8 protein-coding genes are annotated in these 14,099 nt (G+C 36.2%); 5 read left to right on the forward strand and 3 right to left on the reverse strand.

Translation table 11 applies throughout. From position 1 onward, the window contains the following. The first annotated feature begins 554 nt into the window (after positions 1-554). The 3 genes from GWI58_RS12655 to GWI58_RS12665 all read left to right on the forward strand — a co-directional run bounded on the left by GWI58_RS12655 (position 555) and on the right by GWI58_RS12665 (position 4,891). A complete protein-coding gene (locus tag GWI58_RS12655; RefSeq protein WP_161769235.1) occupies positions 555-2,561 on the forward strand; it encodes a ligand-gated channel protein in 2,007 nt (668 codons plus the stop codon). 751 nt (positions 2,562-3,312) lie between these two features. After that, complete coding sequence (locus tag GWI58_RS17900) at positions 3,313-3,522, forward strand: hypothetical protein (RefSeq protein ID WP_017628390.1); 210 nt, start codon at positions 3,313-3,315, stop codon at positions 3,520-3,522. Then, positions 3,512-4,891 (forward strand): APC family permease, encoded by a 1,380-nt coding sequence (locus GWI58_RS12665; RefSeq protein WP_004247065.1) that lies wholly within the window; start codon positions 3,512-3,514, stop codon positions 4,889-4,891. The genes GWI58_RS17900 and GWI58_RS12665 overlap by 11 nt, the downstream gene beginning before the upstream one ends. A 64-nt stretch (positions 4,892-4,955) precedes the next feature. Here the strand turns inward: GWI58_RS12665 and GWI58_RS12670 are convergent, their stop codons facing one another. Then, positions 4,956-7,889: an autotransporter domain-containing protein gene (locus GWI58_RS12670; RefSeq protein ID WP_161769236.1), complete on the reverse strand. Its 2,934-nt coding sequence runs from the start codon at positions 7,887-7,889 to the stop codon at positions 4,956-4,958. Positions 7,890-8,205: 316 nt separating this feature from the next. Further along, a complete protein-coding gene (locus GWI58_RS12675) occupies positions 8,206-9,855 on the reverse strand; it encodes an alpha-keto acid decarboxylase family protein (protein ID WP_110229356.1) in 1,650 nt (549 codons plus the stop codon). A 149-nt stretch (positions 9,856-10,004) separates the two neighbouring features. Here GWI58_RS12675 and GWI58_RS12680 point away from each other — a divergent pair, with 149 nt between their 5' ends. Then, entirely contained in the window at positions 10,005-10,898 is an 894-nt protein-coding gene (locus GWI58_RS12680; protein ID WP_161769237.1) for a LysR family transcriptional regulator, read from the forward strand. A 217-nt stretch (positions 10,899-11,115) separates the two neighbouring features. After that, positions 11,116-12,885 (forward strand): D-lactate dehydrogenase, encoded by a 1,770-nt coding sequence (gene dld / locus GWI58_RS12685; RefSeq protein WP_161769238.1) that lies wholly within the window; start codon positions 11,116-11,118, stop codon positions 12,883-12,885. Between the two features lie 59 nt (positions 12,886-12,944). Here dld and GWI58_RS12690 read toward each other — a convergent pair whose 3' ends face one another. Beyond that, positions 12,945-13,934 carry a DUF4917 family protein gene (locus GWI58_RS12690; protein ID WP_049196724.1) on the reverse strand — a complete coding sequence of 330 codons (990 nt, stop codon included), beginning with the start codon at positions 13,932-13,934 and terminating at the stop codon, positions 12,945-12,947. Between the last annotated feature and the right edge of the window lie 165 nt (positions 13,935-14,099).

Here is a 14,099-nt window from a genome sequence, read left to right on the forward strand (position 1 = left end):
TGTAAAGCGTCATCATCCACTCTCTAGAGCGATTTTTAGCTCATCTAATAACGCATCGTTGTATAAGAAGTCATATATTGAATATCGAGTATTATATCAATTAAGCGAATTTTCTTCTTATTTGTCACATTATTCTCAATTAATTAATTTTAATGCAAAAAAGTGATGAATAAATTATCAGGTTAAACTTTGGCATATTTATCTGTTAATGAAACAGCTGGATAGAAAATCAATAGCAATATGCAAATAGGTGTAGGTATATATTTGTTTGATTAATCTACAGACAAGCCTGATAAATATATTGTCACTATTAATAGGATTTTATTAACACATTGTTTTAAAAGAAAATTCATATGTCAAATTACTTGAATGATAAAAATCTTATAGAAGCATAAAACAATAACAGCAGAAGTATAGGAATTTAGTCAATAGGGATATAAAAATAATATCAAAATAACTAAGGGTAATTAAATTAATTACCTTCATTGTTGAGCAACTGTCGAGCTGTCCATCTATATAAAACTTAAAGAATATATATTCTTGGAGAATCGGGAATGGTAGTGTTAAAGAAAAATAAAATTGCGCTTGGCGTTGTTGCTGCTCTTGCATCAAGTTTTGTGATGACAGCTTCCGCAGAAGATCCTGAAAGGTTACTGGTGACAACCGCTTCGGGATTTAAACAGACTGTTGAAGATGCTCCAGCTTCTGTTTCAGTTGTAACTCGTGAACAATTAGAAACAAAATCATATCGTGATGTAACTGATGCGCTAAAAGATGTTCCGGGGGTGCTAGTGACAGGGGGCGGTAGTAGCTCTGATATTAGTATTCGTGGTATGGATCCTAAGTATACCATGATCTTAGTCGATGGTAAGCGTGTTGCATCTCGTGAAACGCGTCCTAATAGTGATAACTCAGGTATTGAACAAGGCTGGTTACCGCCTTTACCCGCGATTGAGCGTATTGAGGTAGTAAGAGGCCCTATGTCTTCTTTATATGGCTCTGATGCCATGGGAGGCGTTATCAATATTATTACGCGTAAAGCGCAAAAAGAATGGAACTTTAGTTTACGTGGTAACACAACGTTGACTGAGCGTAAAAATGAAGGGAATACAGGACAAGGTAGTTTCTATGCTGCAGGTCCATTGATTGATAATGTGTTAGGTCTAAAGCTGCAAGGGCAATATTCTCACCGTGGTGAAGATAGACGTGTTGATGGCTATAACCGTCAGATCACGGCAAGTGGTGGCGGTACATTAAGCTGGACACCAGATGAGAAAAATACCGTTGAATTTGAATTTAAAAAAGATAATCAACATCGTGATTCACGTGTTGGCTATTCAAAATCAGCTGAACTTGTTAAAGGAAAGGCACCACAAAGTAGCTTTACTGATTATGAGCTAACGCATTATGCCTTAACCCATGATGGTATTTATGATTTTGGTACTATGAATACCTATGTTCAGCGCGATGAAAGCCGCAATCCATCACGTAAAATGGATTATGATGATACAACTGTTCGTAACCAAACCGTCTTTATGTTTGGTGATCATATGTTAAGTGTCGGCGGTCAATATCGCTATGAAGAGCTGAAAGATGAAGGCAATAAGCTTAAAGGTAATAATAAGCTAGATCGCTATAGTTGGGCGCTGTTTGCTGAAGATGAGTGGACATTGACAAACGACTTCGCTTTAACCGCCGGTTTACGGATGGATAAAGATGAAAACTTTGGTACTCACTGGACACCGCGAGTTTATGGTGTTTGGCATTTAGCTGATGAATGGACATTAAAAGGTGGGGTATCTACTGGATATCGTTCACCGGATTTACGTCAAGCGACAGCTACTTGGGGACAAGGGACTGGCGGTGGTCGTTATGATGCAGTTATTTACGGTAATCCTGACTTAAAACCAGAAAAATCGGTGACAGAGGAAATTGGTATTATTTGGGATAATCGTGATAACTTAACGGCAAGTTTGACGATTTATAATACTGATTTTAAAGATAAAATAACAGAAGTTCGTCGTTGCGATAGTCGTTCAGACAAAGCACCGGGTATGCGCGATTGTACATTAGCTGATGGTGTTGGTAATAGTGGCGACCCTTATGATTTTGTAAGTGATAGAACTAACGTTGATAAAGCCAATATGCGCGGTGTTGAAGTTACTGCTAACTGGATTATTTCTCCAGAATGGAATTTAGCAGCAAACTACACGTTCACAGATACGGAACAAAAGAGTGGCGATTTCAAAGGTAAGCCTCTGAATAAGCAACCGCGCCATATGGCAAACGCGACCTTAAATTGGGAAACCACGCCTGAAATGGAAACTTGGGCACGCATTAATTTCCGTGGTAAGACATCAGATTATTTATCACGTACTTCAATGGCTAAGAGCACACCTTCATACACCTTTGTTGATGTAGGTACTAGCTATAGTCTAACGAAGCAACTTAATCTGATCGGTGGCGTCTATAATGTTTTTGATCGTCGCATCGAAAGAGATAATTACGGTTCAACCTTAGAAGGCCGTCGTTATAACATCGGATTAAACTACAACTTCTAGTTTTATCCCTCAGTGTGTGTCAATCTAGCTCCACATTATGTGGAGCTTTTTTTGTTATTTAATTAAAGCCAATACTGGCAAAATGCATAATAGGCATTTATATTTAGTTTAATGAATCACCTAAAAATAAGGTTCATTTGTTTTAACCACTGACTATCTTTACTGAATACTTAATCTTTTTTTCTTATTACTGAAAATCGTTTTTGATTACTCTATATGGCTTGTTGAAAAATAATGGTATTTCAGTTGTCTGTATCTTTTTTAGTCTTTATAGCGTGAAAGAAGCAATTAATTTACATTAGATTTGTTTATGTATCATTGATGCTTTATTTTGGTTGGTATTGTTGTATATAACATGCAAAATTAATTAACTTTTTGATTGTTAATGTATTAATGATTTTTGTTGTTTAATACCAAACGACAATAGGCTATATCTCAAAGTTAGGCTTTGTGATAAAAACGCAAATATTGTCAATGAAATGTGACAGTAAAGGCTAACTTAGTTTGCTATTTAAAAAGATCGTAAAAAAAGGTGGTTTTTTGATGAAAATCTATTGCTATTTAAGTCTGAGACGTGCAAAATGCGCCCACTAAAAATATGACTGATGCGTTTTAACTGCATCGGTTTTTTTTTGCTTTTTACTTATTACTACACCAAGAGGTCAGACTTATTTTAGTCTGAATAGATAACATAATTTGATTAGCAGCCAGCCCCTTAGAGAAAGGGTTGTCGTGATAGAGGAATGCTAATATGGTACAATTATTCTCTTTCGCAGTCGGGCCTAACGGCACCTGCGGTAATGATGACTACGGAGCACGGCGTCTCCTAAACTCACTCCTGTCCTCAAAAACTTCTTTCTATTCTGTTTATAGACAGATGCGAAGTCTTCCCAGTAACTGTCGGTTGAGTTTATCAAGTACTCAGTTCGAAGTTATGGGAGGGTTCGCTCATGTCAGATAATGTCATCTCCTCTATCGGCACCAATCAAACTGGTGTTAATAACCGTGTTCAATTACGCAAGACATTGACGCTAATGCAAGTCGTCATGATGGGGTTGGCATTTTTACAACCTATGACGATTTTTGATACTTTCGGTATTGTATCAGGCATAACCAATGGTCATGTGGCAACATCTTATGCTATTGCGTTAACCGCTATTTTATTTACCGCAGTGAGCTACGGGAAATTAGTCAAGCGTTTCCCTTCAGCAGGCTCTGCTTATACTTATGCACAAAAATCCATGAGCCCACATGTTGGTTTTATGGTTGGGTGGTCTTCATTATTAGACTACTTATTTATGCCAATGATAAATATCTTATTGGCTAAAATTTATTTACAAGCCATATTCCCAGGCGTTGATCCGTGGATCTTTGTTGTTGCGTTAGTCGCGTTAATGACATTTTTTAATCTACGCGGAATTAACGTTGTGGCTAACTTAAATACCGTTATTGTTGTTATTCAAGTAGCTGTAATGGTGGTATTTGTTGGTTTATTAATTCATGGCGTATATAACGGCGAAGGTACAGGGGAGTTATGGACTTTCCGCCCATTTGCGTCAGTAGATGCTGAATTAATCCCAATGATAACCGGCGCGACAATTTTGTGCTTCTCGTTCTTAGGGTTTGATGGCATTAGTACCTTATCTGAAGAAACACCCAATGCCGGTAATGTGATACCAAAAGCGATTTTCTTAACTGCGTTAATCGGTGGTTTAATTTTTATCGCTGTTTCTTATTTTTTACAATTATATTTCCCAGATATTTCACGTTTTAAAAATCCAGAAGAGTCACAACCTGAGATTATGCTGTATGTAGCAGGGGCCTTGTTCCAGTCTATTATCTTAGTGTTTTCTTGTGTGACGGTATTAGCATCGGGTATGGCGGCTCACGCAGGTGTTGCGCGTCTGCTGTATGTGATGGGACGTGATGGTGTATTCCCTGAAAAAGCGTTTGGTTATGTTCATCCCAAATGGCGTACACCGGCATTTAACGTACTGTTAGTTGGCTTTTTAGCGCTAGGGGCGATCTTTTTTGATTTAGTCACTGCTACAGCGTTAATTAACTTTGGTGCGTTAGTGGCATTTACCTTTGTCAATTTATCTGTTATTTCGCAGTTCTACATTCGTGAGCGTCGTAATAAAGGGTTAATGGATCATATTAACTATCTTATATTACCGATTATTGGTGCCGCGACAATGGGGGTACTGTGGGTAAACCTTGAACCAGGCTCTATGGAATTAGGACTGATTTGGGGGGCAATTGGTATACTTTATATGGTGTGGATCACTCGTCGATTCCGTCGACCTATGCCTCAAATGCCAGAGAAATAAAATTGTATTTAGTGTGTTGATTGTTTAAAAATGGCCTCATCAGTGAGGCCATTTTTTGTTTATGTTAGAACGCGATAGAGAGTTTTATATCAATACCATTATCGTGCTGATTTCTTGCCGCTAATCCGCTATATCCAATTGAGACTTTTGATGTCTCATTAATTTGGATAGTTGTTCCAGCTTTTACCACCAGTGCATCTCGAGCAGCATCAACACTATTTGCTATAAATGTAGGCTGGGTTTGTGTGAAGCGTAAATGGATCCCTCGTTCTACATCGTTATATTGGTGTCTCCAGCCTAGCTCACCATAGAGAGAAACCGTTGATTTACTGTTAAATTTCCATTGGTTATTTAAACGTAGCCCTGTAGTGGAGGTGGTTGACTCTAGAGTTTGCGAATGGGCTTGTAAGGCTGCTCGTCCACCTTGCTCGTTAATGGTGGCGTTTTTTGTTTTGGCATATTCAAAATTAACAAAAGGCTCTAATTGTGTATCTGAGAGGGTGATGGGATAAGCTGCTTCAATAAAGATTTGGCTAGTGTTCCCATTGTAATTCGCCTTATTTTTATCTGACTGTACACCATAGTTGACCGATTTTGTTGTATGGATACGATGAAAGGTATTAGATGCACCAGCACGTAACGCGATTGTGTCAAAATCATAGCCACCATAGAGTGATAAGTGGTAATTTTCGCTATTTGCGTGACTGTTATAACCAGATAGTGAGGTTTTGGTGATCCCTGTTGCAATACCAAGCAGCATTTTATCGTGACTAACCCATTGATCTGCACCTAATAGTACGCCATAAGTGGAAGCATCATAGCTATTTGCATTGCCATCATTGGAAGTCTTTTCCCAATTAGAGAGAATTTTAGCCCAAACATGACCTTTGTTATCTGTACTTTCTTTCTCTCTATTAATTATTTCTGCATTTTTAACCTGAGAGAGGAGTGTTTCTTTTATTTGCCGGCTATTGTTGAGTTGGTTAGATAAGATATCCGCATGAATTTGACCTGTTAATTGATTATAGGCAGAGCGGGCATCATTCCCTGTATCCATTCTTATAATGCTTTCATAAATAGGATGTCCCAAGGGTAATGCGTCTATCGCATTGGCGATTGATAGTTGGTTTTTTGTTTTAGCCACACTTGAAAAGGCGGTGTTATTTCTTCCGACATTTAGTATTACTGAATTTTTATCGTAGGACAGTGTGGTACCTAAAAAAAGATAGTTTGGATTTACATCAGTAAATTGACCATTAACACCGTGATCTGCCGTTAAAATGGTATATTTTGTGTTATATAAACTTTGAACATCATCTTTTGTTAGCAGATTTTGGCTATTTTCAAGCGATACATTAACCATTCCACCATTCAGTGTCGCGGTACCCAAACTGATTATTTTATCGCTATCACCTTGTGAATTTATTTCAACATGGTAGTTGCCACCAGAATTAAAAATAACAGTATCATCGATATTAATTGTACCTATTGAATGACCCGGTGATACGATGCCTCCTGAATAAACAGCCAGCTTATTAATTTTTCCTTTACCAGAAAGTATCCCTTTGTTATTGATATTGACTTGAGAATCAACGCTCCCACCATTTAATAGCAATGCTCCTTTGTTTACATCTAGTAAAGAGTTTAGTGTTCCTTCAAGAAGCAATGTACCACCATTAATGGAAGAATTTTTTGCATAGTGGTTTTCACCAGTGAGCAGTAAATGGCCTTGATTAACTTCAACGCCAGCAAAATGGTTATTGCCTGATAAGATCAAGGTGCCATTGCCTTGTTTGATTAATTTGCCAGGCCCATTAATATCATTTTTCCATTCATCAAGTTGACCAAATTCAGCAAAGTCAAATTCATTAGTTATTTGATTAACAATAAAATGATTGTAGAAATAGCTAGGGCCATTATAGGCTTTCGGGAGATTAATTAATCCCCAATTGGCGTTTGGATCATCTTTGTTTGCAGCCCAGCCAGCCAATGAATTACTCGGGTAGGCGGTACTCGCTAAGATAGATTGTCGTTGCTCTTTAGTTAAATAGGCAAAGCGTAAACGCAGTAAAGCGTTGGCAGATGTTGGTATTTCATTAGGGGTAATGCGTGGCGCAGGCTCTGGATCTTTGGTTGCGTAATAACCTGTTTCATCGTTAGTGATTGTTGTCGAGGTCGTTAAGCAATGTTGATTTTTGCATTGGTTAGCAACATTTTGGCGGACTTCTTTGGCAAGCTCTACAAAAGTGCGGGTGGTGTCATCATCTGCAAGCATTTGTGACAGCAGGTAATAATTGCCTATTCTGGATGCGATGGTATCTGTTGCGAAGTGTGCTCCGACAATAACTCGACTTTCACCATATTCTATTGCTCGGGCAAACATTTCACTGCCCTTTTCAGGGAATAAGATGGATAACACTGCAGCTTGTTTGTATCCGTTCCACGTATGACCACTGGGATAAGATGAGCCTGTTATAGTGGTGTAATTATCAAGATAATGACCTTCTTTATCAAGTACTTGATAAGGTCGACCACGTAAAAAAAGTTCTTTTAAGATAAAATCTATCGAGCGTACTCTTTTTTTGTTTGTATCATAAGCATAGGTGCCTGTGCTATGTAATTTATTGAGATCTTGATAAGCTTGAATATCGCTAAAGTTGATCGATTTAGCCTTATCACCAAATAAAATATTAGCATAGGTATTAAACACATAAGTATGAGACTGTGACTTATCCGCTTCGGCAAGTTCTCTACGTTCGCCGGTAATGGCTTGATAATTATTGCTGATTATTCTATCTAATTCGGCGGTTCTCGATCCTTTTTGAGGGCTAGTTGTGATAACACCATTTTTGATCTCATCTAACCAATAATTACGTTGGTCGATAATTCGTTGTTTGGTTTGTGAAATATTGGTTTCAGACCATGTTGAATGGGAAAAAAGTAAAAAAAAGCAGCTTAACGAGGTAGGTATTACGATATTTTTCATAAAATAAGCCATAGTCTCTAAAAAATTGAGAGCTAATTTATATTAGCTATGTTTAATTTTTATGACAGGCATTATTATATTAGAGATATTTTCTAAATTATTTTGCAGTAATTTATTCAGAGTTTTTTTATTATTTTTACTAACATTATATGATAGTTTGAATATAGTGTGACCAATGTAGTAAAAAATATCGGCATATTCTCTATATTAAAAATAAAAATTAGAGTATGCCGATGATTTAAATTATACCTTATTTATTAAGCAAATTAGCTAAGCTTTATCTATTTTATACTGTTAAATGCTTAATTAGTTATTCTACTTATTCATTTTAGAATGAATATAACGAGCTTTTCGATTCTTTTAATTTTTGCGCTAATTCAGAGGCCTCATATCGCTCTGTGATTATCTCAATATAAGATGCACTATCTGTTAATGCGGCTTTATTTAACGCATTATCGAGTTCACTTGCTGTCGTCACTTTTTCACTATACCAATCTGTTGCACCAAAGGCTTGAGGTAACTGATGATAGTTCCACTGAGCTAAATCATTATAATAAGCTTCGGGGTAATCACATAATAATCTCTCTATTAAATAACCATCGTTATTTAATACTAGAATAATAGGTTTTAAACCGAAACGAACAAATTGACTAATTTCTTGTACTGTTAATTGATGAGAGCCTTCACCGGTAATTAAAATAATGCGTTTTTCTGGTGCCGCTAACGCAGCGCCTAATGCCGCCGGTGTTGCCCAACCAATAGAGCCCCATAGTGTTTGATTATGAAATTGTGCACCTTCAGGTAATAAAGCGAAGCCTAATCCCATGGATGAGGTCCCTGTTTCTGCAATAATAATATCATTAGGCTTAAAGAATTGTTCTAAACGAGGATAGAGATATTGTGCTGTAATTTTATCATTATCAGATATAACCGCTTCACCTAATCCTTTCGCTGTTATTTTATGATAAGTTTTATTTGGCAGTCGTTGGGTTAATTCAGAAAGAATATCTGTCATATAAACGCAGGAGTAGATCACAGAATCAATTTCAACATAGTCTGGCATGATACTGATAAATTGTTCTGATTTTATATTAGCAGTGAAACTGCCTGTATTAAAGTCAGTCAGTAATGTACCGATCCCTAATATATATTCACTACTTTCAACAAATTCTCTGACCTCTGGTGTCATTAATTGTCCGTCATACATACCAACATATTGCGCGTTAGATTCACTTAATATGCTTTTATCCATAAACATAGTGGCATAAGGTAAACCTGTTTTATCAATAAAATGCTGGATTTTATCTGTTAACCCTAAACGTGCAGATAAAAAGCCTGGTAATACACAGACATTATTGCTGTGAGAGAGTTTCTCAACGATTGCTGATACTGCTTTTTCTAATGTTGCTTTATCACTTGTTGGCTTTTGTGGTGTGGTAACAGATAACGGCTCTACTACTTGACTATTAGCATAATCTGAAGGTATACCAATATAAACAGGACGACGCTCTTTTAATGCCGCTTCTATTACGCGCTCCATTTCTTCCACACAATTTTCGGGTGTTAAAATAGTATGAGCGCAAGCAAGGCGCTGAGCAATCTGATAAAAAACATCAAAATCACCATTACCTAAAGTATGATGCACAAGGCGTTTACTTTTTTGTACGCCACTTGCTGGCATGCCAACTAAATGGAAAATCGGTAAATTTTCAGCATAGGCACCAGCAATAGCGTTAATCGCGCTTAATTCACCTACGCCAAAGGTAGTGGATAATGCTGCCATACCTTTAATTCGGGCATAGCCATCTGCAGCATATGCCGCATTTAATTCATTACAGTTACTAATCCAACGCTGTTGTTGGCTGTTGCAAATCGTATCTTCAATAGGGAAGGCATAATCACCAGCAACACCAAAAATATCTTTGATACCTAAATCATATAATCGGTCTAAAACGTACTTAATAACTGTGTTTGTCATATAATCTCCAAAAAATCTGAAATAATAATCTACTAAGTGATAGTAAAGTTCTTACATTATGCTTAATGTTCTATCGCTAATTTTGTTTTTAAGGAAATGGTTTATTATTATTGGGGGTATAACCAAAAGTAATAAGGTAAAAATTATTTATGGATATTCGTGTTTTACGCTATTTTATTGAAGTTGTTCAATTAAATGGATTTAGCCGAGCTGCTGATGCTCTATTTATCACACAACCAGCTATTAGCCGTAGCATTAAAAAATTAGAGGATGAATTAGGCACTGTTTTATTAATAAGAGAAGTGGATGGGGTAAAATTAACCGATGACGGTGCTATTTTATATGAGCATGCAAAGCAGATCCTCGCTCAATTTAATAGTATGAATAAAGCATTAAATGATAAAGATGAACCTTTAACAGGCGCCTTAAATGTCGGATTACCTCCTGTTATAGCCTCAACCTATTTTGCTGATATTATCATGGCGTTTAGCTCTCGCCATCCCAATGTTGAACTTAAAATTTTTGAGCTGGGCACCAAACAGATGGAAGATGCGATGTTAGAAGGCACGGTAGAAACCGCTGCAGTGATGTTACCTTTTAATGATAAAGATTTTGAATTAACCATTTTTTCAGAAGATCACTTGATGTTATTAGTAGCACAATCCCATCCTTTGGCTAAAGATAAGAAGGTTAATTTTAAACAGCTTATTACAGAGCGGTTTATCTTTTTTTCAGAAGATTTTCGTATTAATGATTTGGTACGTAGTGCTTGTGGGATTTATAACACTGAACCACAAATTGTGGGGAGAAGTAATCATTTAGATTTAATTATTGCAATGGTTAAAGCCGGTGTCGGGATCACACTGTTACCTAATAGCATGTGTAATAAATATCCTATCGATGATTTAGTGGTTATTCCCATTACTTCCCCTACGTTATCTTATCAATTAGCTTTAGCCACCAATCAAAATAGTTATCAAAGCCGTAGTTGCCAAGCATGGAATAATTTAGCAATAGAGAAATTAATGAAAGAGAATATTTAATCATGGAATGATAAATACTCTTTGTAAAAAGCGTTTTATTAATGGTAGCTATAATTATTTTATCAAACTAGTGGCTAATTTATTGTGATTAACTTGCTCACAATGGTATAAAAGTGGTTATATTGATAATACATTTCTTTTTATCTCATTATTTTTAAATAAAAATTAAATTGTGATAAATAGAAAAATCAGACAAGACAGGAATAGGATAGGGACAATGAATGAGAGTAGCAGCTCCACAAACCAGCATTTTATTCGTAAGTTAGAAGGTATTGTCGGTAAAAAACATGTATTAACCCAAGAGCATAAAACAGAGCGATATCGTAAAGGGTTCCGTTCCGGGCAGGGAAAAGCACTGGCAGTGGTATTCCCTGGCTCTTTATTAGAACAATGGCGTATTTTTAAAACCTGTGTTGAAGCCGATAAAATTATTATTATGCAAGCGGCAAATACGGGGTTAACAGAAGGTTCAACCCCCAGTGGTGATGACTATGATCGTGATATTGTTATCATCAGTACCTTGCGCCAAGATAAAATACAAGTTCTTTCTGACTATAACCAAGTTATTGCCTTTCCTGGCAGTACATTATGGCACTTAGAAAAAGTATTAAAGCCATTAGGAAGAGAGCCACATTCAGTGATAGGGTCTTCTTGTATTGGTGCTTCGGTGATTGGAGGCATTTGTAATAACTCAGGGGGTGCATTAGTGCGCCGCGGTCCTGCTTATACTGAGTTATCTCTTTATGCCCGTGTTAATGAACAAGGTGAAGCAGAGCTTATCAACCATTTGGGAATTGATTTAGGTGACACTCCGGAAGAGATATTAACCAATCTGGATAATCGACATTATCATGCGAAACAAATTCATGCGACGGATAAACTGGCATCTGATCATGAATATAGTGAGCGAGTACGTGATATTGATGCAGATACACCATCTCGATTTAATAATGACGAAAGACGTCTCTTTGAAGCGGCGGGAAGCGCCGGTAAGCTCTCTGTTTTTGCCGTAAGATTAGATACTTTTCCTGCTGATCATCGCACTCAAGTTTTCTATATTGGGACCAATGATCCTGATGAGTTAGAAGATATCCGTCGCCATATTCTCAGCCAATTTAAGGTATTACCCGTTGCGGGTGAGTATATGCATCGAAGTTACTACAAGATGGCAGAAGTTTATGGCAAAGATACCTTTTTAATTATTGATAAGTTAGGTACAGATAAGATGCCAGCATTATTTGCTATTAAAGGGCGTGTTGATGCTGTTCTTAATAAAGTGCCATTTTTGCCTAAGAATCTAACTGATAGAACAATGCAATTGATGAGTAAGTTATGGCCTGCTCATTTACCTGCTCGTATGACAGAATATCGCGATAAATATGAGCACCATTTAATGCTAAGAATGGCGGATAGTGGTATAGAAGAAGCCTCAACTTATTTAAAAGAATACTTTAAACATGCCACGGGGGATTATTTCGAATGTACAGAAGAAGAAGGTAATAAAGCCTTTTTACATCGTTTTGCCGCCGCGGGTGCTGCGGTGCGTTATCATGCCGTTCATATTAACGATGTGGAAGATGTGCTACCTTTGGATATTGCATTGCGTCGTAATGATCGAGATTGGTTTGAAAAACTGCCTCCTGAAATAGAAAACCAATTGCTCTATAAATTGTACTGTGGTCACTTTATGTGTCACGTTATGCATCAAGATTATATTATTAAAAAAGGTGTTGACGCTAAGGCGCTTAAAGCACAGATGTTAGCCTTACTAGACAAACGTGGTGCGGAATATCCAGCAGAGCATAATGTAGGACATCTCTATTATGCAAAACCGCAATTAAAAGCGTTTTATAAACATAACGATCCGACAAATAGCATGAACCCAGGCATTGGTAAAACCTCCAAATTAAAATATTGGGGAGAAGAGTGTGGTTGCGGGCATAATCATCATCAAGCTGAAGTTAATCATATAGAAAACAAAGAATAAGTTTTTTATCCTATGATAGCTAAATATAATAAAGGCAGGGAAACCTGCCTTTTGTCTATTTAGTCATTAGCCCATAATGCTTTGCTATTATGAGCAATAAAATAAATACTAGTTTTGTCTGGATCAATAAATTGACGAATACGAGAATAAAAATTATTACATGTATCTTCATAATTATCATTCATAAAAACCACGATCCCAAGATGCCTAATTTTATTAAAAGGAATTTGTTTTAATATATGTTCATCTTGTGTTCCCATACTCCAGCCTAAAATGAGTAAACTATCATTAATTGTTGGAATCGCTTCATGATAAATACGTGTTAAATAGTTACTGGAACGTATAGTTTTTAATTTTTCTTCACTTGTACCTTCAGAGATAAACAGCGGAGAATAATTATGGTCATCCCAATTTTGACTAATTTGATCGATAAGATGATTATCACCCAGAATACTTAATTTTAACTCCTCATCATTTTCATCCTTTGCAAGAATAAGATTGCCATGAGGATAAAAAACAAGACTGGAACGATTACCTTTGTATTCGCGGTATTCTTCAAAATCCTCATAAAAACTACTGCGATTAAAACAATCTTTAAAAAGTGGATATGGGTGATTATCATTAACTTGCATGATAGCCCAATAAAGCATAATGTCATAATTCAAACTGAATATTGTGTCAAATTGCTTAATAAAACTAGCACAATTATTAATTTTATCTCTAACTTTATCAATGCAAGGGTGAATACCTTTAACTGTATTAATTAAGGTTTTTTTTACTTGACTATGAGCCTGATGAATATCATTACAATCAATATCGAAGATATTATTTATTACTGTAGCTTGTGTAAATTTTCTTAAGATATATTCAAAATCTTGAGAGTGAAAAGAATCAAAAATACTTTTCACATTTTCCGGTAACTTAGCATTGGAAAACAAATTAGAGTAATTAAAATTAGGATCTATAGCAATTGATGAACCATTTCCTAATAATAAACTTCCTGTAAATAACTCAGAAACAGCATTCCACTCTTTTACATTAAAACGCATAATAACCTCGGTATAAAATATGAGTGGTTATTATATTTATTTTTATTTGGTTTTTATGCGTAGCTATTCGTAAATAAATAAATAAATAATTTATACCTAAAAAGGTGTGTTAATACCAGAGATTATAATAATCTCTGGTAATGATTAATAACTTATAAAATAGTT

The organism is Proteus sp. G2674, assembly GCF_009915195.1.
Classification (GTDB): domain Bacteria; phylum Pseudomonadota; class Gammaproteobacteria; order Enterobacterales; family Enterobacteriaceae; genus Proteus; species Proteus mirabilis.